We start from the raw sequence: 21,773 nt of genomic DNA, 5'->3' as shown, positions 1-21,773 counted from the left end.
CGATGGCGACCAATCCGCCCGTAACGGCGGGCGCCGACGCGCTGAGCGCGTTCGGTTCCCAGCGGCCGCAGTGGACGGTCCGCACGCCCGGCGGCACCGACGGACCCGAAAGCACCGGCGAGGGGACCGGGGGGAGCGGAACCGGGGCCCGGGTGGAGTACGCGACCATCGAGGTCCCCCGCGACTACGCCGACCCGGAGGGCGAGCGCGTCACCATCGCCCTCAGCCGCCGCCGGGCCACCGACCCCGCCCGCCGCCGCGGCGTCCTGCTGGCCGTCAACGGCGGGCCCGGCGGGGACTGGGGCCTGGGCCGCGAGCTGCCGGGCAAGTACGAGGGCGGCCCCGTCCACGAGGTCTACGACCTCATCGGCTTCGACCCGCGCGGCACCGGCGACTCCACCCGCCTGTACGCCGAGGTCACCGTCCCCGCCGCCCCCTTCGACTCCCGGCCCCCGGACTCCGCGTTCGAGGCCCTGGGCGAGGACATGCGGCTGCGCGAGCTGGCCTGCGAGCGGGCCGGCGGCGAACTGCGCCCGCACATCAGCACCCGCAACACCGCCCGCGACATGGACGTCATCCGCGCCGTCCTCGGCGAGGAGCGGATCAGCTTCGTGGGCTACGCCTACGGCGCGTACGTCGGCGCCGTCTTCGGCAGCATGTTCCCCGACCGCCTGGACCGCAGTGTGCTCGACTCCTGCGTCCACCCCGGGTGGACCTGGCGCGAGCAGTTCCTGTGGCAGGGCGACGCCGTCCGGCGCAACGTCGACCGGTGGGCCGAGTGGACCGGCGAACGCGACGGGCACTTCGGTCTGGGCACCGGACCCGAGCAGGTGCTCGCCGCGGTGGAGGAGGTCGTCGCGCGTCTGGACGAGCAGTGCGACACCCCGCGGCTGCGCACCCTCCTCGACGGCGCGGTGGGCAACCGCGCGGCCGACCGGAGCAGGTGGGAGGAACTGGGCCTGCTGGTGGCGGGAGTGCGGGAGGCGACCGCCGCCGGAGATCTGGACCGCTGCCGCGAGCTACTGGCCGAGCAGGGCACCTGGCGGCCCGAGGACAGCGAGGGCGACCTGCGCGTCGGCGTCCTGGAGGCCATCACCCTGGAACACGCCTGGCCCGGCGACCTGGAGGTCTACCACCAGGACATGCGTGACTTCCGCAAGCGCTTCCCCTACGGCTACGGCGTGCTGCGCGCCCAGCCGTGGGTCGGTGCGTTCCGCACCTTCACGGCGCCCGAGGAGCCCACCCGCATCACGCGCGACGGCTACCCGGCGGGCCTGGTCGTCCAGGCCGACGGCGATCCGCTGGACCACTACGACGGCGGCGTCGCCATGGCCGGGCTGCTCGGCCACACGCTGCTCACCGTGGAGGACTCCGGCGACCACGAGATCTACGCCCTGTCCGGCAACCCCCGCGTCGACGCCCATGTCGAGCGCTATCTGACCGAGGGCGTCCTCCCGGCCCCGGGCACCACCTGCCCGGGCACGGTCTCCCGCCCGGACGTCCCCGCGGACGCCTGACCGGCCCACGTCCCGCGCCCGCGCGTCCGGCCCCCGGGAACCGCACCGGTTCCCGGGGGCCGGACGTACCCCGGTGGGCCGGCGCACGGCTCGGCGGTGGGGGGCCGTGGATCAGGGGATCAGGCGACGTCCATACCGCCGTCGAGGGTGATGATCTGGCCCGTCACCAGGGAGCTGGAGGGCTCCGCGAGGCGGGTGATCCAGGGGGTGACGTCGTCGGTCTCGCCGACGCGGCCCAGCGGCACCTGGTGCCTCACACCCTCGAACAGGCCCTCCACCTGCTCCGGGCCCAGCCCGTTGGCCGCGTACGCCTCGGTGCGGACGAAGCCCGGGGCGACCGCGTTGACGCGGATGCCCTTCGGAGCCAGCTCGGCCGCCCAGCTGCGGGTGAGGCTGTGGACGCCCGCCTTGCTCGCCGCGTAGACCGAGGAGCCCGCGGAGGCGTTGTGGCCGGCGCGGCTGGAGACCAGCACGATGCTGCCGCCGGGGGAGCGCAGCATCGGCAGCAGCTTCCCGGTGAGCAGCAGGGGGCCGATCAGATTGATGTCCACGACCTCGCGGACGGTGGCCGGGTCCAGGGCCTCCAGCGGGCTGAAGCGGAAGACGCCCGCGTTGTGCACCAGGACGTCCACCGCTCCCCCGAGTCCGGTGACGGCGGCGGCGACGGCCTCGGCCCCCGCCTCCTCGCGGACGTCGGCGGTCACCGTGACGACGGCGGGATGCAGGGCGGAGACCTCCGCCAGGCGCTCGGCGCGGCGGCCGGTGACGACCACGTGCTTCGCGCCGAGGTCGGCGAAGGCCAGGGCGGCGGACCGGCCGATACCGGTCCCGCCTCCGGTGACGACGACGGTCTGATCGGCGAAGGGCTTGTCCGACATGCGTAGCTCCCCTGTATGGGCCGGATGGGTGGGACGGGCTGGATGGACCGGGTGACGGCCGTCCGGCCGGACGGCCGGGCGCGGTCGCGGCCAGTACAGCCCGGGCCACTGCACCGCCGGTCGAGCCCGGCCGGAGGGCGGGGAGGGGAGGGGAGGGGACGGCCGGCGGCCGGACGGTCAGGGGGCCTCGAAGCGGATGTCGCGGGCACCGGCGTCGGCGGCTGCCGTGGCGAGCAGGTTCCCGGCCTCTTCGGCGAGCGCCTCGCGGTCCGCCGCCCTCAGCGGGGCGAAGGGTTCGAGGACCAGCGTGGCCGCCTTCTTCGTCCGGTCGATCCGCCAGGTCCCGGCCAGGAAACCGTCCACCAGGAAGGTGGACTTCACCAGGCCGTTGCGGGTGATGATCAGCCGGCGCTGCTCGTCGGTGAGGATCCGGGTGCGGTCTGCGTGGGAGAGCAGGACGTTGTCGAACTCCGGCAGCAGGCGGACGGGCGCCGGGGCGTCGGGGCCGGGGCGCGGGGCGTTCGGGAGGTCGAAGAGCTCCCGGTCCTTCTCGTCGCGGAAGATGGCCAGTTCGGGGCGGAGGTCCTTGAAGACGGCGGCCATCCGGGTCATGCCGGACCAGGTCTGCATGTCCGCGGCCGTGGCCGGGCCGAACGCCGCCAGATAGCGCCGCACCACCTGACGCGCCGAGTCGTCGGCGGACAGCGGCTCGCCCAGCCAGGCCTCGGCGGTGGTGTGCGCGGCCTGCCCGCTCTCGCCCCACAGGCCGCGCGGCGGCACCTGTACCAGCGGCTCCAGGGCGCGTACGACGTTGGCCAGGGCGAAGGCGTCCCGGTCCGGCCACCGCTCGGCCAGCCGCTTGCCCAGCTCGCCCAGGGTCAGGGGCTCGGACTCGACCAGGCGCCGGCCCTCGGCGGCCACCTCGGTGAGGTCCAGTCCGGTCAGCCGGCGTCCGAAGGTGCTGTTCAGACCGCGGGTCAGGGAGTTGTGCAGCACCGGGCGCAGGGCCAGGCAGTCACGGGCGGTGACCAGGTGGATGGTGCCGCGCATCAGCACCAGGCGCACCGCCTGACGCTTCCTCACCAGATCGGCCAGGTCGTCGAGGCGGAAGCCGGCGATACGGGTCCACAGGCCCAGATAGGGCGGGTTGGGGGCCTGGGCCTGCATGCCGACCAGGTGTTCCAGGACGTCGGAGGCGGAGGCGGCGGTACGCTCCAGTAGCCACTGCCGTGCCAGCAGTGCCCGGTTGAGCGCCCGCCGGTCCAGTACGGTCGGCGTTCCGGTCGTCATAGGGGTCCTCTCCTGTGGTGCGGCTTCGGTGGTACGGCGAACGCGCGGCGGTGCCCCCGCGACGTGGAAGGACGTCGCGGGGGCACCGCCGCGCGGTGGGGGGTTCGGGGAGGGCGGGCGGAGGCTCAGGACAGCTTGACCAGGACCGTACCGCTGTAGCGGCGCCGGAGCAGATCCACGAACGCCTGCGGCAGCGCCTCCACCCCGCCGTCGACGACCGTGTGCGGGAAGACGATGCGGCCCTCCCTCAGCCAGACGCCGAACCGCTCGTTCCAGCCGTCGATCTGGTCGGGGGTGTGGAGGGTGGCGAAGCCGCGGAACGACAGGTCCCGGCTGATCGCGGTCATCAGCGGCAGACGCGGGCTGCCGCCGTCCCCGCCGTGCTGCCCGGCGAGCGCGCCGCACAGGGCGAACCTGGCGCCGCGGTTGGCGAGCCGGACCGCCGCCTCGAACTGCTCGCCGCCCACGTTGTCGAAGACCACGTCCAGGCCGTCGGGGGCCAGTTCGGCGAGCTGCTCGGCCACCGGTCCGTCGTGGTAGTCGAAGGCGGCGTCGAAGCCGATCTCCTTCACCAGGAAGTCGATCTTCTCCCGGGAGCCGGTGCTCCCGATGACGCGCTTCGCGCCGCGCAGCTTCGCGATCTGCCCGGCCAGCGCGCCGACGCCGTTGGTGGCGCCGGAGACGAAGACCGTCTCGCCCTCGCCGGCGCCGACGGTGTCGACCATCCCGTGCCAGGCGGTGGGGCCCTGGGAGAGGAAGTACTCCGGGCCGGGCAGCAGGTCGCGGTCGCGGCGGAAGAACTCCTGCGCGGAGCCGGCCGCGTACTGCCGCCAGCCGGAGAAGTGCTCGACGAGGTCGCCGACGGCCAGGTCGGGGCTGGCCGACCGCACGACCGTGCCGACGGTCCGGCCCCACATCGCCACCCCCGGCTGGAAGACCGGGATCGGCAGCTTCGTGGCCGGGTTCATCTGGTCGCGGGCGACCGAGCCCAGGGTCATCCAGTCGTTGCGGACGACGACCTGTCCCTCGCCGGGCTCGGACAGTTCGCTCTCGCCCATGGCGAAGTGGTCGAGGGTGACCTCGCCCTCGGGGTCCGGGTAGGCGGCCAGCCGCACTTCGAGGCTGGTGGCGGGCAGGGCGTCGGGCAGGACGGCGGTGCTCATGAGGTGCTCCTTCGCAGTTCCACAGGGAGGGTGAGCGGGTTGTGGTTGACGTCGCCGGTCCGCCAGGGGACCTCGGCGGCGGGCACGGCGAGCCGCGCCCCGGGAAAGCGGCGGGTCAGCTCCTCCAGCGCCACGGAGAGTTCGAGGCGGGCCAGGGGAGCGCCCAGGCAGCGGTGGATGCCGTGCCCGAACGCCAGGTGCGGGTTCTCCGCACGGACGGGGTCGAGGTGTCCGGGATCGGTGAAGACCGCCTCGTCGCGGTTGGCGGAGGCGAAGGAGACGAACACCGCGTCGCCCGCGGGGACGACCGTCCCGCCGAGGGGCACGTCCTCGGTGGCGATCCTGGGCAGGCCGGAGGTGTCGTCCGCGTTGAGGTTGACGGTGCGCAGCAGCTCCTCGACGGCCGCCGGCACCTCCTCGGGATGTTCGCCCAGCCGTCGCCACAGCTCCGGATGGTGGGCGAGCAGGGTGAGGGCGAAGTTGGCGATCTGTCCGGCCGAGGAGTCGAATCCGGCCCCCAGCAGGGTGTATCCGAGGCCGATCAGCTCCTCCTCGCTCAGCCGGTCCTCCCCGAGCCGGGCGGCGGCCAGCGCGGACAGCACGTCGTCGGCCGAGCCGGGCGAGGCGGCGGGGGCGGCGCGCCCGGCCGCCACCAGGGCGGCGATGTAGGCGCCGAGGCTCTCGCGGGCCTCCACCGCCTGCTCCTCGGGTGCCGACAGATCGGCGAACCGCCGTACCCAGGTGTGGAACCGCCCGCGGTCCTCTCCGGGCACGCCCAGCAGCTCGCAGATGACGGCCATCGCCAGCGGGGCGGCGAACCGCGCCACCAGGTCCACCGGTTCGCCCCGGTCCGCCTCCGGCTCCAGGTCCCGCAGCAGCCCGCCGGCCAGCTCGCGCACCCGCGGCCGCATGCCCTCGATCCGCCCGGGCGAGAACGCCTGGGCGGCCAGGGCGCGCAGCCGGGTGTGGTCGGGCGGGTCGAGGGAGACGATCATGCCCGGCGGGGCCTGGAACAGACCGCTGAAGCGCGGGGCGCCGGGTGCGTACATCGCGGCCCGGCTGAACCGGGGGTCCTCCAGGACGGCCCGTACGTCCGCGTGCCGGGTCACCAGCCAGGCGTGGCCGCCGCCGGCCGTCCCCACCCGTACGACGGGCCGCTCGGCGCGCAGCCGCGCGTAGGCGGGGGCGGGGCCCCGGTAGCTCGATCCGGGGAAGGGGAAGGGGGGCAGGGGCTCGGGGGCGCGTGCGGCCCGGGGGGAGGCTTCGGGAGGGGCCTGGTGGACGGTCACGGCGTCGCCTTTCACGGTCTCGGCTCGCGGTGCGGTGCGCGGGGTGGGTGGGGTGCGCGGTGCGGTCCGGGAGCGGCGGGCGTCAGCGCAGCGGGCGGAAGAAGGAGCGCAGCTCGCCGACGAGCGGTTCGGGCTGCTCCAGGGCGGGGAAGTGGCCGCCGCGGTCGTGGTCGGTCCAGCGGCGCAGGTCGGTGAAGCGGTCCTCGCACCAGGCGCGCGGCATCCGGCCGTCCTTGGGGAACAGCGAGCAGGCGGTGGGCACGCCCACCGGGCCCAGCGCCATCTTGTTGTGGCTCTCCCAGTAGACGCGGGCCGAGGAGGCGCCGGTGGCGGTGAACCAGGCGACCGACACCGCGTCCAGGATCCGGTCCCGGGGGATCACCTTGTCCAGGTCGCCGTCGTGGTCGCTCCAGGCCCAGTACTTCTCCACCATCCACGCCAGCTGCCCGGCCGGCGAGTCCGTCAGGCCGTAGCCGAGGGTCTGGGGGCGGGTGGCCTGGAGGACGGAGTACGCGCCCTCGCTCTGCTGGAACTCCTTCAGCGCGGCCAGCCCGGCCAGGTCCCGCTCGTCCAGCTCCACCTGCTCCCGCGGCGGACGCGCGAAGGGCATGGCGATGTGGATGCCCGCCAGACGTTCCGGGCGGGTCTCGCCGAGGATCGCGGTGAGGAACGAGCCCCAGTCAGTGCCGTGCGCGGCGTAGCGGCCGTAGCCCAGCCGGGACATCAGCTCGTCCCAGGCGGCGGCGGTGCGCTCGATCGTCCACCCCGCCTCGGCCGGCTTGTCGCTGAAGGCGAAGCCCGGCAGGGAGGGGCAGACCACGTGGAAGGCGTCGGCCGGGTCCGCGGGGTCGGTCAGCGCGCCGACGACGTCCAGGAACTCCACGACCGAGCCGGGCCAGCCGTGGCTGAGCAGCAGCGGCATGGCGTCCGGGTGCGGGGAGCGCACGTGCAGGAAGTGGACGCCCAGGCCGTCGATCTCCGTGCGGAACTGCGGCAGTGCGTTCAGCCGCGCCTCGGTCGCGCGCCAGTCGTAGCCGTCGCGCCAGTGGCCGGCCAGTTCCCTCAGGTACTCCAGGGGGACGCCCTGGGACCAGTCGCCCACGGTCTCGGCCTCGGGCCAGCGGGTCCTGGCCAGCCGTTCCCTCAGGTCGGTGAGGTCCGCCTCGGGGACCGCTACGCGGAAGGGCGTCACTGCCGTGCTCATCGGCGTTCCTCCAGGGCTGGACTGGCTGGGCTGGGCTGGGCCGGCCGGGACGGGCCTCCCCACCGGGACGGGCCGCACGCTACGGACGCGGCCTAGAGACCGGGTCGAACAGCGCCCGGGGCGGGAGGAAGGGTGGTTCGAGCCCTGTTCATGCCTCTCTCCAGAGGCGGGTGTCAGCGTCGCAGCCGTCCTGACGAGGAGGGACCAGCGATGAGCACACAAGCCGAACAGACCGGCGCAGCAGTGGAGGAGACCTTCCCCTACGAGCGGAAGTGCCCGTTCTCCCAGCCCGAGCAGTACGCGCAGTTCGCCGAAGAGCCCGTGAAGCAGGTCCCGCTCACGACCGGACTGAAGGTCTGGGCGGTCACCGGGCACGAGAACATGCGCCAGCTGCTGACCGACCCGCGCACCAGCGCCTCGCGCAAGGAGGCGAACTTCCCCTTCTACTTCGACGCCCCGCCGGAGTTCCGCACCGAGACGTCCTTCATCGGTTACGACCCGCCCGAGCACACCAAGGTCCGCCGCAAGGCCGCCGTGACCTTCACCAACCGGCGTGTGCAGATGCTGCGTCCGCAGATCGAGAAGATCGTCGACGAGGCGATCGACGCGATGATCGAGCAGGGCCCCGGCGTGGACATGCATCACGCCCTCTCCCTGCCGGTGCCGATGACGGTGATCTGCCTGCTGCTCGGCATCCCCTACGAGGACCACGAGTTCTTCCAGGTCAACGGCACCACCCTGCTGGGCGGCACCGCGACCATGGCCGAGCGCCAGGCCGCCCTGGTGGACGTCAACAACTACCTGTTCGACCTGGTGGCCAAGAAGGAGAAGGAGCCCGGCGACGACCTGCTCAGCCGGGCGATCGCCGAGTACCGCGAGTCGGGCGAGGAGTACGAGGCCCGCGACCTGGTCAACCTGTGCCGGCTGCTGATGAACGGCGGGCACGAGACCACCGCCAGCATGATCTCGCTGGGCACCGCCTGCCTGCTGGAGCACCCCGAGCAGCTGGAGCAGCTGAAGGCCGACCCCGGGCTGATCGGCCCGGCGGTCGAGGAGCTGGTCCGCTACCTGACCATCGGCGACGCGGCCGTGCCGCGCGTGGCCACCGACGACATCGAACTGGCCGGCGCCACCATCCGCAAGGGCGACGGCATCCTCTGCCTCGGCCTGACGGCCAACCGCGACGCCGAGGTGTTCGAGGACCCCGACGAGCTGATCCTCGCCCGCGGCAACCGCCGCCACTTCGGCTTCGGCCACGGCCTGCACCACTGCATCGGAGCGGACCTGGCCCGGCTGGAGCTCCAGCTGGTGTGGGGCAGGCTCTTCGAGCGCATCCCGACCCTGCGGCTGGCCAAGCCCTTCCAGGAGATCCGCTCCAAGGAGCGCGCGATCATCTACGGCCTGTGGGGACTCCCGGTCGCCTGGGACGAGTGAGCCGGCGATGGGCCCTCTGGAGGGGCTGAGGGTCGTGGAGCTCGCCGGGATCGGGCCCGCGCCCTTCGCCTGCATGATGCTCGCCGACCTCGGCGCGGACGTCGTACGCGTCGACCGGACCGACGGCCGCCGCTCGTTCCCGGACTGGCACGTGGTGCTGGACCGCGGGCGGCGGTCGCTCGGGCTGGACCTGAAGGACCCGCGGGGCGTGGCGGAGCTGCTGTCGCTGGTGGAGACGGCCGACGTGCTCGTCGAGGGCTTCCGGCCCGGGGTCGCCGAACGGCTGGGCATCGGCCCCGCGGACTGCCGCGTGCGCAACCCCGCCCTGGTGTACGCGCGGATGACCGGCTGGGGCCAGGAGGGGCCGCTCGCGCGGGAACCCGGCCACGACATCAACTACCTGGCCCTGACCGGGGCCCTGCACGCGATCGGGCGGGCCGGCGGGCCGCCCGTCCCCCCGGTGAACCTGCTGGGGGACTTCGGCGGCGGCGGGATGCTGCTGGTCGTCGGAGTGCTGGCGGCGCTGCGCGAACGCGAGGTATCCGGTCTCGGGCAGACCGTCGACGCGTCGATCGTGGACGGTGTCGGCGCGATGCTCGGCATGCTGGTGGGCATGGCCGGCAGTGGCCAGTGGCGCCATGAGCGCGGGACGAACCTGCTCGACGGCGGCGCCCCCTTCTACCGCTGCTACGAGTGCGCGGACGGCCGCCACATGGCCGTCGGGGCACTGGAGGAGCGCTTCTACACCGCCCTGCTGGACGGGCTCGGCCTCGACCCCGACGCGCTCCCGGACCGCGACGACACGGCCAACTGGCCAGTGCTGGAAAGGCTGTTCGAGGAACGCTTCGCCCGGTACGACCGCGACACCTGGACGGCCCGCTTCGCCGGGACCGAGGCGTGCGCCACCCCGGTGCTCACCGTGGAGGAGGCGGCCTCCCACCCGCACCACCTGGCCCGCGGCAGCGGCCCGGCCGCGCCCGCGCCGCGCTTCAGCCGGACTCCACCAGGACCCCAGCGGGCCGGGTCAGGCTGGAGCCGGCCGTCCGCGGCCTCATTTCGCCGTACGACCCCCGAGAAAACCAGAGAGGTAGGCCATGACGATTTCGTCGGAGCACGTTCCGTCCGTGGAGGCGGAGGTGGAGAGGCCGAGGGAACAGGCGGGGGCTGGTAAGCCGGCCGACGGGTCGGCCGGCACGCCGGAAGGCGCCTCCACCGATGAGGTGAAGCTCGACCCCCTGCGCTGGGCGGCCCTGCTGGTGCTGCTGGTCTCGGCCTTCATGGACCTGCTGGACGGCACCATCGCCAACGTCGCTGCCCCCTCCATGCAGCGCGAACTGGGCGCCGGCTACTCGGCGATCCAGTGGATCCTGGTCGGCTACCAGCTGGCCTTCGCCCTGCTGCTGATCCTCGGCGGCCGCCTCGGCGACATCTTCGGCCGCAAGAAGGTCTTCCTGCTCGGCGTGGCCGGCTTCACCCTGACCTCCCTGACCGCGGGACTCGCCCAGGAGCCGTGGCAGCTGGTGGTCTCCCGCGTGCTGCAGGGCGCCTTCTCCGGGATCATGGTCCCGCAGGTGCTCTCCATCATCCACGTCACCTTCTCCAACAAGGAGCGCGGCACCGCCTTCGCGCTGCACGGACTGGTGGGCGGCCTGGCCGCCACGCTCGGCCTCGCGCTGGGCGGACTGATGGTGCAGTGGGACCTGTTCGGCCTCGACTGGCGGCTGATCTTCCTGGTCAACGTCCCCGTCGGCCTCTTCGGTCTGTTCTACGGCTCGAAGGTGATCACCGAGTCCAAGGCCCCGCAGGCGCTGCGGCTGGACGTCACGGGCGTGCTGCTGGCCACCGTCGGCATGCTGATGCTGATCTTCCCGCTGCTCCAGGGCCGCGAGATGGGCTGGCCGGTGCTGGGCTTCGTCTCCATGGCGGGATCGCTGCTGGTGCTGACCGGGTTCGTCCTGTGGCAGAAGCACAAGATCCGCAAGGACGGATCGCCGCTCGTCGAGCTGGGGCTGTTCCGCACCCGCAGCTTCTCCTCCGGTCTGGCCGTGAACCTCATCTTCTACATCGGCATGGGCATGTTCACCATCGGCTGGACGCTGTACATGCAGATCGGCATGGGCTGGTCCCCGATGCGCGCGGGCCTCACCAGCCTGCCGTTCTGCCTCGGCGCGTTCATGACCGCGACGACGTCGGTGATGATCCTGGTGCCGAAGTTCGGCCGCAAGGCGCTCCAGGTCGGCGCGGTCGTCCTGGTCGCCGGTCTGGGCGCGTACATCTGGGTCGCCGGGGAGTACGGCAGCCAGGTCACCTCCTGGCACCTGGCCGTCCCGCTGTTCCTGATCGGCCTGGGCTTCGGCACGGTGGCCACCCCGCTGCCGCTGATCGTCACCTCGGAGGTGCCGCACAAGGACGCCGGTTCCGCGTCCGGCCTGGTCAACACCAACACCCAGCTCGGCTTCGCCATCGGCGGCGCGCTGGTGAGCGTGGTGTTCTTCGGCGGGCTCGTCGGCAACACCGGGGCCGCCGTGGAGGACCAGGTGCCGCAGCTGCGCAAGGACCTGGTCGCCGTCGCCGGCCTCTCCCCCGAGCGGGCCGACGAGGCCGTCACGGCCTACCGGACGTGCGCGGTGGACCGCGCGGGCGAGAAGGACATGGCCATCGTGCCCGAGAGCTGCTCCTCGGCGACCGTCCTGAGCGAGCCGGCCGTCGCCGAGGTCCTGGAGCCGTACACGAAGGACACCACGGGCGTCTCCTTCGCGGCGAGCTTCCAGACCCTGCTGTGGACCTTCATCGGCATCACCGCGGCTGTCTTCCTCCTGCTGTTCTCCGTTCCGCGGCGACTGCGCCAGGACGGCCCCGAGGACGCCTCCGAGCAGGAGCAGGCGGCCGGCGCGACCGCCTGACCCGCCCAGAGAGCGTCCCCGCGAACGGCGGGGGCGGACCGGAGCCCCGGGCCCGGTCCGCCCCCGCTCCGTGCTGTCCCGGGCCGTCCCGCTCCGGGCCGTTCCGCTCCGGTCCGCCCCCGCTTCGGCGGTGCTGCCGACCGCCTCTCAAGCCCACTTCGAGGCGGTCCCCGGACGGTGGGCCGTACCCGCCGCGGTAGTCGGCCGCCGGCGGCACCAATGAGGAGGGACGATGGCCGATCGGCGCTTCCAGCTCTACGACACGACCCTGCGCGACGGAACACAGCAGGAGGGCCTGGCGCCGACGGTCGGGGACAAGCTCGCCGTCGCACGCCACCTGGACGCCTTCGGGGCGGGCTTCATCGAGGGCGGCTGGCCCGGAGCCATCCCCAGGGACACCGAGTTCTTCCGCCGGGCGCGCACCGAACTGGACCTGCGCAACGCGGAACTGGCGGCCTTCGGGGCCACCCGCAGGCCCGGCACCCTGGTCACCACCGACCCGCAGGTGCGGGCGCTGCTGGAGGCCGAGACCCCGGTGGTGACCCTGGTGGCCAAGAGCCACACCCGGCACGTCGAACTCGCCCTGCGCACCACCCTCGCCGAGAACCTGGCGATGATCGGCAGCACCGTACGGCACCTGGTGCGGTCCGGCCGCCGGGTCTTCGTCGACGCCGAGCACTACTTCGACGGACACCTCGCCAACCGCGAGTACGCCCTGGAGGTCGTCCGCGCCGCCGCCGAGGCCGGCGCCGAGGCCGTCGTGCTGTGCGACACCAACGGCGGTTCCCTGCCGGACGGCGTCGGCGCCGTGGTGGCGGACACCCTCACCGCCACCGGCGCGCGCCTGGGCATCCACTGCCACGACGACACCGGCTGCGCGGTGGCCAACACCCTGGCCGCCGTGGACGCCGGCGCCGACCACGTGCAGGGCACCGCCCACGGCTACGGGGAGCGGTGCGGCAACGCCAACCTGTTCACCGTCGCCGCCAACCTGGTCCTCAAGCGGGGCCGCACCGACGTCGTCCCCGCCGAGCGGCTGCGGGAGATGGCCGAGACGGGCCGCGCCATCGGCGAGCTGACCGGAGTGCACGCCCACCCGGCGGCCCCGTACGTCGGCGCCTCCGCCTTCGCGCACAAGGCCGGGCTGCACGCCTCCGCCCTGCGCGTGGACCCCGACCTCTACCAGCACATCGACCCCGGCCTGGTGGGCAACGCCATGCGCACCCTGGTCTCCGACATGGGCGGGCGCTCCTCCATCGAGCTCAAGGCCCGGGAGCTGGGCTACGAGGTCTCGGCCGGCTCCGAGCCGGTGGCGCGGGCCGCGGCACGGGTCAAGGAGCTGGAGGGGCGCGGCTACAGCTTCGAGTCCGCCGACGCCTCCTTCGAACTGCTGCTGCTGGAGGAGCTGGCCGGCGGCGGGCTGGAGTACCCCTTCGAGGTGGACGCCTGGAAGGTCGGCGTCGAGGAGCGGTCCGGGGGCGAGGTGCGCACCGAGGGTTCGGTGCGGCTGCGGATCGACGGCACGCCGCTGGCCGCGACCGGCACGGGCAACGGGCCCGTCAACGCCCTGGACCGGGCGCTGCACCAGGCGCTCGACCCGTTCTTCCCCGAACTGGCCCGGCTGGAACTGGCCGACTACCAGGTCCGGGTGCTGGGGAACGGCTCGGGCAGCGCCGCCGCCGCGCGCGTCCTGATCACCTTCACCGACGGGCGCCGCCGCTGGGGCACCGTCGGCGTGGACGGGAACACCGTCGCCGCCTCCTGGCGGGCCCTGCTGGACGCGGTCCGCTACGTCCTGCTGACCGAGCGCGGGGCCGACCACCGCGCCCCCCACCGGGCCGCGGTCCCCGCGGTGGCGGCGGCGGGCTGACCGCGCCGTCCCGGACGGCACCGACGACACCCGGACGAGATGGGGAGTGGACCGTGCGAGTGGAAGACATCTACATACGGGGGACCGGCGTGCGGCTCCCCTCGTCCCTGCCGGTGGCCGACGCGGTGGCGTCGGGCGCCTGCCCGGAGCGGGTGGCGGCGGCCACGGGCATGGTCTCGGTGGCGTACTCGCCGGACGAGTCCGCCGCCGAGATGGCCGTGCACGCCGCCCGCACCGCCCTGGGCAGGGCGGGCGGCAGCGGCGGCGACACCGACCTGATCCTGCACGCCGACACCTACCACCAGGGCCAGGACCTGTGGCCCGTCGCCTCCTACGTGCAGCGCGAGACGCTCGGCAACAGCTGCCCGGCCATCGAGATCCGGCAGATGTCCAACGGCGGCATGGCCGCCCTGGACCTCGCCCACTCCTACCTCACGGCCGTCCCCGGGCGCCGCGACGCGCTGCTGACCACCGCCGACCGGTTCTGCGAGCCCGGCATCGACCGCTGGCACACCGACCCGGGCACCCCGTACGCCGACGGCGCCACCGCGCTGGTGCTCTCCCGGCGCGGCGGGTACGCCCGGCTGCGCTCCCTGGCGATGCTCGCCGACCCCGAGCTGGAGCCCCTGCACCGCGGCGACGAGCCGTTCGGGCGGGCGCCCTTCTCGCACCGCGTCCCGGTGGACTTCGAGGAGGCCAAGCGCTCCTTCGTGGCCCGGGTGGGCATGTCCTACGCCGTCACCCGCGCCCACGCCGGGCAGCAGACCGTGCTCAAGCAGGCGCTGGCCGACGCCGACCTGGAGCTGGGCGAGGTGGACTGGGTGGTGCTGCCGCACTTCGGGCGGCGCCGGCTGCAGTCCATCTACTACCAGCCGTTCGGCATCGACCCGGCCCGCACGGCCTGGGAGTGGAGCCGCACGGTCGGGCATCTGGGCGCGGGCGACCAGTTCGCGAGCCTGGACCACCTGGTCGTCTCCGGCCGGGCGCGGCCCGGCGACAACTGCCTGCTCGTCGGCGTCGGCGCCGGCTACAGCTGGGGCTCGGCGGTCGTGGAGGTCCTGGACCGGCCCGAATGGGCGCGCACCGCCTGAACGCACCGCCCGAACGCACCGCCCCGAACACGGCGGCGCGGACCTCTGAAAGCAGCCCGGCCCGCGCGCCCCGCCCGGCGCCCCGCCGGGCGGGCTCGAACCTCTCTCCTCCGGCGCTCCAGCCCTGCTCGAGCGCCTCCTGCCAATCTGACACAGGCGCCGTGCGAGCGGCGCGACCCGAAGGGAAGATCCGCCATGGTGCCGAACCCCGCCACCGCCGTCGCCGAAGCCGCCGGGACCGCCCGGACCCACGTCACGGAGCACACCGTCGTCGTCGACGCGCCCGCGGACACCGTCTACGGCCTGGTCGCCGACGTCTCGGCGTGGCCGCAGGTCTTCGGCCCCACCATCCACGTCGAGGTCCTGGAGGAGCACGCCGACGAGCAGCTCCTGCGGATCTGGGCCACGGCCAACGACCAGGTCCGCTCGTGGACATCGCACCGCATCCTCGACAGCCGCGCCCGCACCGTCTCCTTCCGCCAGGTGGCCTCCGCGCACCCGGTGGCGTCGATGGGCGGGAAGTGGCTGGTGGAGCCCAACGACGGCGGCGGCAGCCGTGTCGTCCTGCTGCACGACTACACCGCCGTGGACGACGACCCGGCGGCGGTCGAGCTGATCGAGCGGGCCGTGGACCGCAACAGCCGTGCCGAGCTGACGGCCCTGAGGAACGCCGCCGAGCAGGGCGGCGCACAGGAGGACGGCGCGGAGGACGGCGGACCGCGCTTCACCTTCAGCGACTCGGTGGACATCGAGGGCGCGGCCGAGGACGTCTTCGCCTTCCTCGACCGCGCCGACCTGTGGCCCGAGCGCCTGCCCCACGTCGCCCGCATCGGCCTGGAGGAGTCCCCCTCCGACGGCGGCGGCTCCACCGTCCAGCGCATGGACATGGACACCCGCAGCCCGGACGGCTCCCTGCACAACACCATGTCCGTGCGGGTGTGCTTCCCCGACCGGTCCACCATCGTCTACAAGCAGCTGCGGGTGCCGGTGGTGATGAGCGGGCACACCGGCCGCTGGGAGATCGAGCCCCACGGAAAGGGCGTGCGCGCCACCTCCTGGCACACCGTCACCCTCGACCCCGAGGGGGTGCGGCAGCTCCTGGGCCCCGAGGCCACGCTCGCCGAGGCCCGTGCCAAGGTCCGGCAGGCCCTGGGTGCCAACAGCACCACCACCCTCCGGCACGCCAAGCGGTTCGCAGAGGACCTTCATGACCGACCGTGACCTCAGCAGTCCACTGACCACAGTCCACCGGTTCACCGTCAAGGGGGACCCGCGCCGGTTCGAGCAGGAGTTCCGGGAGCACTCCCAGTACCTGCGCGGCCGGCGGGACTTCTCCTATCTGGTGACCGTGCGGCTGCTGGACTCCCCGGCCTCCTACGTCCATGTGGGGCACTGGCGGAGTCTGGAGGGCTTCATCGAGACCGTGCACACCGAGACGTTCCTCGAACACGTGCGGTGCCTGGAGCCCATGGTGGACACCGAGGCCGACCAGGCGGTCGGCGTCGACCGCCTGCTGGTGCGCAACGCGCTGCCCGGGCACGACAACGTGGTGCTGCTGCCGTGCACCGTGCTGGGCGGGGTGCGGGAGTTCGAGAAGGAGGCCCGTGAGCTGTCCCGCCTCCTGGCCGGCACCGACGGCTTCGGCGGCTTCGACCTGCTGCGCTCGACCTTCCGGCCGCAGCGGTACCTGGGCATGGCGTGGTGGGCCGACACCGGGGCCTGCGACCGGGCCCTGGCCGCCGCCGGGCGCGACGGGGCGTTCGGCGGGCTGGGCCGGGTGGCGCGCTTCCGCGTCGAGCGCACCCGGCACATCGCCTACGAGCGGGGACTCGCCGCCTGAGCACGGCCGCCGGGCACGACGGGCCGGGCCCTTACGGGGCCCGGCCCGTCGTTGCCGGGCCCGGCCCGCCCGCGAGCGCCCCTCTAGCCGCGGGGCGCACCCTGCCCGCATGGCCAACGACACACCACAGGCCCTGCTGACCGTCGTACGGGGGAACCCCGACGCGGGAGAGCTGGCCGCCGTCACCGCCGTACTACTGGCGCTGTCGGCCCACCGGACCCCCGCGGGCGCGTCCGGCCCGCGGGGACCGGAGGCCGCGGCGGAGGCCGGCGACCCGGAGGCGTACGCGGGCCGCGCCGACTGGTCCGCCGGGCGCGCCGGCTACCGCCCGCCCACGGCATGGTCGCGGGCATGACGGGGGGCCGGCCCGCCGGTCCGGGGGATGTCGAGCCCGGTTCGAGAGGGTGTTCGTACCTTCCCGGAGAAGTCACACGGGCCGGTGCCGCGGGCACGGCGGCCACGACGGCACGCGAGGGGGAGGCGATGAACGGTCACCGGAGCTTCACCGATCTCATTCTGTCCAGGGCCCGGCAGACGCCGGGACGGGCGGCGCTCGTCCTGCTGGGCGAGGCCGGCGGCCCCGGCGGCGAGCAGACCGCCGAGACCGTCTCCTACGGGGAGCTGGACCGCGAGGCCAGGGCGCTGGCCGGCTGGCTCCAGGAGCACGGCGCGCGGGGCGAGCGGGTGATGGTCCTGCAGTCCCGCCGGCGGCTGTTCGCCGTCAGCCTGGTGGCCTGCCTGTACGCGGGGGCCGTCGCCGTCCCCGTGCCGCCCGCGGGCGGCCGCCGCCATCACGAGGAACGGGTGACCGGCATCGTCAAGGACGCCGCCGTGCGGATCGCCCTGACCGACTCCGCCGAAGCCCCCGAGGTCTCGCGGCTGCTGGCCGGCGCCGGGTACGGGGACGTGGCCTGCCTGCCGGTGGACGCCGTCCCCGGGGCGGGGCCGTGGCACCGGCCCGACCTCGGCCCCGACTCGGTGGCCTTCCTCCAGTACACCTCCGGCTCCACCCGCGACCCCCGCGGCGTGGTGGTCACCCACGGCAACGTCATGGCCAACCAGGCGGCGATCGGCCGTGCCCTGGGCACCCGGCCCGGCGACCGGCTGGGCGGCTGGCTGCCCTTCCACCACGACATGGGACTCGTGGGCCAGCTGCTGCACCCGCTGTGGCTGGGCGGCACCGCCGTGCTGCTGTCCCCCACCGCCTTCGTCAAGCGGCCGGTCCGCTGGCTGGAGGCGATCTCCCGGTACGGCGTGCGCGTCAGCGGCGCCCCGGACTTCGCGTACGAGCTGTGCCTGCGCCGGATCACCGACGAGCAGCTCGCGGGTCTGGACCTGTCCGGCTGGGAGACCGCCGTCAGCGGCGGCGAGCCGGTGTGCGACAGGACCCTGCGCGCCTTCGCCGAGCGGTTCGCCCCGGCCGGGCTGCGGCCCGGGGCGCTCACCCCCTGCTACGGGCTGGCCGAGGCCACCCTGCTGGTGACCGGCGCCGTGCGCGGGCCCGGTGAGGAGCCCGCACGGCTGGTGGTGGACGCCGCCGCGCTGGAGCGCCACGAGCTGCGCGCCCCCGCCACGGAGCCGGTTCCGGAACCGGCCCCGGGGCCGCCTGCCGTGCCCGGTGCCGCGCACCGCGCGCTGGTCTCCTGCGGTCCCGTCGCCGACGGCGAACTGCGCGTCGTGGAGCCCGCCGGCGGCGAGGTGCTGCCCGACGGCCGCATCGGGGAGATCTGGCTGCGCGGCCCCGGCGTGGCCCGCGGCTACTGGGGCCGCCCGGCGGAGACCGCGCTGACCTTCGACGGACGCACCGCCGACGGGGACGGCGGCCACCTGCGCACCGGGGACCTGGGCGCCGTCGTGGACGGCGAGCTGTACGTCACCGGCCGCCTCAAGGACATGATCGTGGTGGCCGGCCGCAACATCTATCCGCAGGACCTGGAGCGCACGGTGCAGCGGGTCAGCTCGCTGTTCGGGGCCGCCACCGCGTTCGCCGTGCCCGGCGAGCGGGACCGGATCGTCGTCGTCCAGGAGCTGCGCGCCCGCGGCCGGTACGACATCGACCTGGCGGCGCTGACCGCGGCGGTGGGCAACCGCCTGGCCGAGGAGTTCGAGGTGCGGGCCGGCGGGGTGCTGCTGGTGCGCCCCGGCACGGTGCGCCGCACCACCAGCGGCAAGGTGGAGCGCGCCGCGATGCGCGGTCTGTTCCTCCGCGGCGAACTGCGGCCGCTGCACGAGGAGATCCTCCCCGAGGTCAGGGAACTGATGACGGCCGGGGCACGGTGATGGGGGCGTACGGGGACCGCGCCGACGCGCTGGAGCGCGCCTTCGGCCCGCTGGACGACCCGGCCAACCCGCTGGGCCAGGACGCGATCCTGGCCGCCGACGCGGCCGGCCGGGTGCCCGCCGGAGCGGAGGAGGTCCTCGACGCCCACCGCTTCAACGCCGAGTTCGTGCCCGCGGAGCTGGGCGGCGGACTGTCGCGGATGGACGGCCTGGGCCGGGTGCTGCGGCCGGTCTTCCGCAGGGACGCCTCGCTCGGCTTCGGCTACGGGCTCAACTGCTTCTTCGCCGCCGCCCCCGTCTGGATCGGGGGCAGCGCCGGGCAGCGGGCCGAGGTGGCCGGGCACCTGCTCCGGGGCCGCCGCGTCGCCGTGGCGCGGCACGAGGTGGCGCACGGCAACGACTTCGTCCGCGAGGAGTTCACCGCCCGGCCCGCCGACGGCGGTTACCTGCTGAACGGCAGCAAGTCGGTGATCGCCAACGCCTCGCGGGCCACCGGACTCGTCGTCTTCGCCCGCACGTCCACCGGCGGCGGCGGACGCAGCCACTCGGTGCTGCTGCTGGACCGGGCCGGGTTGCCCGGGGACCGGCTGACCGACCTCGCCAGGCGTACCACCAACGGGATGCGCAGCGCCGAGTTCGGCGGGCTGCGGGCCACCGACTGCCCGGTGCCGGGCGGAGCGCTGGTCGGCGAGCCCGGTGGCGGCTACGAGCTGTCCCTGCGCTCCTCGCTGCTCATCCGGGGGCTGATCCCGTCCATCGTGCTGGCCGGGACGGACACCGCGCTGCGCACGGTGGCCCGGTTCGCGGCCCGACGCCGGCCCGGGGGGCGCTCCCCGCTGGACGTCCAGCATGTGCGCGACGTCCTCACCGGCGCCTTCCTCGACCTGCTGCTGAGCGACTGCCTGGCCCTGGTGGCGACCAGGGGGCTGCATCTGATTCCCCGGCAGACCAGCGCGTACGCCGCCGCGGCCGCCTATCTGGCCCCGAAGATCGTCGCGGAGTCGATGGACGGGATGTCCGCGGTCCTGGGAGAGGAGAGCCTCGCCCGGGACGGCGCGTACGCGATGTTCGCCAAGCAGCTGCGCGATCTGCCCGTCACCTCGCTGGGCCATGCCGGCAGCGCGGGCCGCCAGGTCAGCCTCCTGCCCCAGCTGCCCTTCTTCGCGCGGCACGTGTGGTTCAACGACGTCGAGGCGCCCGCCGGGCTGTTCCGGCTCCACGGGGACCTGCCGCCGCTGGACCCGGCCGGGCCCGCCCTGCTGGGCGACAGTGATCCGCTCGCCGCGACCCTGGTGGCCACCGACGGCCTGCTGGGCTCCGACGGCCTGTCCGGGGAGGCCCCCGGGGACCGGGGCGCGCTCGGCGCGCTCACCAGCGCCCTCGTCGCCGAACTGGGCGAGCTGCGCACGGCGTTCGCCGGAATCGGCGCGGACGACCGCGCGGCCCTGGTCGATCCGCGCAGCTTCGCGCTGGCCGACCGGTACGCCCTGGTGCTGGCCGCCGCCGCCTGTCTCGGGGTGTGGCGGGAGCAGCGGTCCGGCGGTGCCGCGGGAACCTTCCTCGCCGATCCCGCCTGGCCCACCGCGGCCCTCTACCGCCTGTGCCGGCGGCTGGGGCTGCCGCTCCCGGAGCGGCCCGCCGCGTGCGAGAGCCGGGTGCTCGCCGAGGTCCTGGCACGACTGCACGGACGGCGCAGCTACGACCTCTACGGCACGGGTCTGGCCTGACCGCCCCGCGTCACCCCCTTCGGATCGCTGAAAAGGAGCGCGAGATGTCCGTACCCCCCCGCCGGGTGCGCGAGCAGGCGTACGCCGACTGGCTGACCGAACGCCTGGCCCACTACCTCGGCCGGCCGGTGGAGGAGGCCGTGTCGTTCACCGAGCACGGCCTGGACTCCGTGGCCGCGCTGAGCCTCTACGGCGACATCGAGGAGAAGTACGGCCCGCTGATCGACCCCACCGACGTCTGGGCGTACCCGACCGTGCGCGCCCTGGCGCGGTACCTGGCGCTGCGGGACCCCCGGCCCGGCGGGGACGGCCGGGTGCGCGCGGCGTTCGTCTTCACCGGGCAGGGCTCCCAGCACCCCGGCATGACCGCCGGCCTGTACCTGCACTCCACGGGATACCGCGCGCATCTGGACGCGGCGGCGGACGCGCTGCTGCCCTACACCGGCCTGTCGGTCGTCGACCTGATCCTCAGCGGGGACGCGCGGATCCACCAGACGGCGTTCACCCAGCCCGCCCTGTTCGCCGTCGAGTACGCCCTGGCCCGCACGCTGGAGGAGTCGGGGGTGTGCCCGGTGGCGGTGCTGGGCCACGGCATCGGGGAGTTCGCCGCCGCCACCGTCGCCGGGGCGCTGACACTGGAGACGGCGGCCCAACTGGTCTCCTTGAGAGGCGCGTTCATGCAGTACCTGCCCTCCGGCGGCGGGATGACGGCCACCTGCGCCCCCGCCTACGAGGCGGCCGAGCTGCTGTCCGGCGAGCCCGGGGTGAGCATCGGTGCGGTCAACGCGGCGAAGGCCACCGTGCTGTCCGGGGAGATCGCCGGTCTGGAGCGCGTACAGGAGAAGCTGGCCGCACGCGGCATCGCCGCCACCCCGCTGAAGGTCACGCACGCCTTCCACTCCCCGCTGATGGCTCCGGTCCTGCCGCGCTTCGAGCAGGTGGCCCGGAGGCTGCCCGGCGGCGCGCCGCGGGTGCCGTTCTACTCCACGGTGCGGGGCGGCTACACGGGCGAGCCGCTCTACGCCCCCTACTGGTCCCTCCAGATCACCTCCACGGTGCGGTTCGCCGACGCGGCCCGGCAGCTGCTCGCCCAGCAGACCCCGACCCATGTCGTCGAGATCGGCCCCAAGGCGGTCCTGACCCCCTTCGTGCGCCGCATGGGCGGCAGCCGGGGGCCGGTCTGCCTGGCCATGTGCCGGGGGCCGGAGAGCAACGCGGTGGACCTCGCCGGAGTGCTGTCCGAGCTGGACGCCGGCCCGCTCTCCGCGTCCCTGGCGGAGAGCTGAG

Annotated in this window: 17 protein-coding genes; 12 read left to right on the top strand and 5 right to left on the bottom strand. The window is 74.2% G+C overall.

The window, feature by feature from the left end:
* Positions 1-2 precede the first annotated feature (2 nt).
* Positions 3-1,517 carry an alpha/beta fold hydrolase gene (locus tag IQ279_RS19830; protein WP_206350139.1) on the top strand — a complete coding sequence of 505 codons (1,515 nt, stop codon included), beginning with the start codon at positions 3-5 and terminating at the stop codon, positions 1,515-1,517.
* 119 nt (positions 1,518-1,636) lie between these two features.
* Here the strand turns inward: IQ279_RS19830 and IQ279_RS19825 are convergent, their stop codons facing one another.
* The 5 genes from IQ279_RS19825 to IQ279_RS19805 form a co-directional block, all read right to left on the bottom strand.
* Positions 1,637-2,395: an SDR family NAD(P)-dependent oxidoreductase gene (locus tag IQ279_RS19825; protein ID WP_206350137.1), complete on the bottom strand. Its 759-nt coding sequence runs from the start codon at positions 2,393-2,395 to the stop codon at positions 1,637-1,639.
* A 177-nt stretch (positions 2,396-2,572) separates the two neighbouring features.
* Positions 2,573-3,685 carry a winged helix DNA-binding domain-containing protein gene (locus tag IQ279_RS19820; RefSeq protein ID WP_206350135.1) on the bottom strand — a complete coding sequence of 371 codons (1,113 nt, stop codon included), beginning with the start codon at positions 3,683-3,685 and terminating at the stop codon, positions 2,573-2,575.
* Between the two features lie 125 nt (positions 3,686-3,810).
* Positions 3,811-4,848, bottom strand: coding sequence for an MDR family NADP-dependent oxidoreductase (locus IQ279_RS19815; RefSeq protein WP_206350133.1), 1,038 nt, complete (start codon positions 4,846-4,848; stop codon positions 3,811-3,813).
* A complete protein-coding gene (locus IQ279_RS19810; protein ID WP_307792440.1) occupies positions 4,845-6,137 on the bottom strand; it encodes a cytochrome P450 in 1,293 nt (430 codons plus the stop codon). Before IQ279_RS19810 ends, IQ279_RS19815 begins: the two co-directional genes overlap by 4 nt.
* An 82-nt stretch (positions 6,138-6,219) precedes the next feature.
* Positions 6,220-7,341 (bottom strand): epoxide hydrolase family protein, encoded by a 1,122-nt coding sequence (locus IQ279_RS19805; protein WP_206350131.1) that lies wholly within the window; start codon positions 7,339-7,341, stop codon positions 6,220-6,222.
* A gap of 210 nt (positions 7,342-7,551) precedes the next feature.
* On the opposite strand from IQ279_RS19805, the gene IQ279_RS19800 reads away from it, so the two are divergent.
* The 11 genes from IQ279_RS19800 to IQ279_RS19750 all read left to right on the top strand — a co-directional run bounded on the left by IQ279_RS19800 (position 7,552) and on the right by IQ279_RS19750 (position 21,772).
* Positions 7,552-8,775 (top strand): cytochrome P450, encoded by a 1,224-nt coding sequence (locus tag IQ279_RS19800; protein ID WP_206350129.1) that lies wholly within the window; start codon positions 7,552-7,554, stop codon positions 8,773-8,775.
* A 7-nt stretch (positions 8,776-8,782) separates the two neighbouring features.
* A complete protein-coding gene (locus IQ279_RS19795; RefSeq protein WP_206350127.1) occupies positions 8,783-9,946 on the top strand; it encodes a CaiB/BaiF CoA transferase family protein in 1,164 nt (387 codons plus the stop codon).
* A gap of 49 nt (positions 9,947-9,995) precedes the next feature.
* Positions 9,996-11,678, top strand: a complete 1,683-nt coding sequence (locus IQ279_RS19790; protein ID WP_206350125.1) for an MFS transporter — start codon at positions 9,996-9,998, stop codon at positions 11,676-11,678.
* 232 nt (positions 11,679-11,910) lie between these two features.
* Complete coding sequence (gene cimA, locus IQ279_RS19785) at positions 11,911-13,548, top strand: citramalate synthase (RefSeq protein ID WP_206350123.1); 1,638 nt, start codon at positions 11,911-11,913, stop codon at positions 13,546-13,548.
* Positions 13,549-13,601: 53 nt separating this feature from the next.
* Entirely contained in the window at positions 13,602-14,639 is a 1,038-nt protein-coding gene (locus tag IQ279_RS19780; RefSeq protein WP_206350121.1) for a ketoacyl-ACP synthase III family protein, read from the top strand.
* Positions 14,640-14,834: 195 nt separating this feature from the next.
* On the top strand, positions 14,835-15,860 hold the full coding sequence (locus IQ279_RS19775) for an aromatase/cyclase (protein WP_206350119.1): 1,026 nt from the start codon (positions 14,835-14,837) through the stop codon (positions 15,858-15,860).
* Positions 15,847-16,479, top strand: a complete 633-nt coding sequence (locus tag IQ279_RS19770; RefSeq protein ID WP_206350117.1) for an antibiotic biosynthesis monooxygenase family protein — start codon at positions 15,847-15,849, stop codon at positions 16,477-16,479. Before IQ279_RS19775 ends, IQ279_RS19770 begins: the two co-directional genes overlap by 14 nt.
* Positions 16,480-16,588: 109 nt before the next feature.
* On the top strand, positions 16,589-16,834 hold the full coding sequence (locus tag IQ279_RS19765) for an acyl-CoA carboxylase subunit epsilon (protein ID WP_206350115.1): 246 nt from the start codon (positions 16,589-16,591) through the stop codon (positions 16,832-16,834).
* Positions 16,835-16,962: 128 nt separating this feature from the next.
* On the top strand, positions 16,963-18,759 hold the full coding sequence (locus IQ279_RS19760; protein WP_206350113.1) for a fatty acyl-AMP ligase: 1,797 nt from the start codon (positions 16,963-16,965) through the stop codon (positions 18,757-18,759).
* Positions 18,759-20,486 (top strand): acyl-CoA dehydrogenase family protein, encoded by a 1,728-nt coding sequence (locus tag IQ279_RS19755; protein ID WP_206350111.1) that lies wholly within the window; start codon positions 18,759-18,761, stop codon positions 20,484-20,486. Before IQ279_RS19760 ends, IQ279_RS19755 begins: the two co-directional genes overlap by 1 nt.
* A gap of 44 nt (positions 20,487-20,530) precedes the next feature.
* Entirely contained in the window at positions 20,531-21,772 is a 1,242-nt protein-coding gene (locus IQ279_RS19750) for an acyltransferase domain-containing protein (RefSeq protein WP_206350109.1), read from the top strand.
* Position 21,773 lies beyond the last annotated feature (1 nt).

The organism is Streptomyces verrucosisporus, from assembly GCF_017114865.1.
GTDB classification, from domain to species: domain Bacteria; phylum Actinomycetota; class Actinomycetes; order Streptomycetales; family Streptomycetaceae; genus Streptomyces; species Streptomyces fenghuangensis.
The sequence above is the reverse complement of the archived record's forward strand: the minus strand, read 5'-3'. Positions and strand labels throughout refer to the sequence as shown.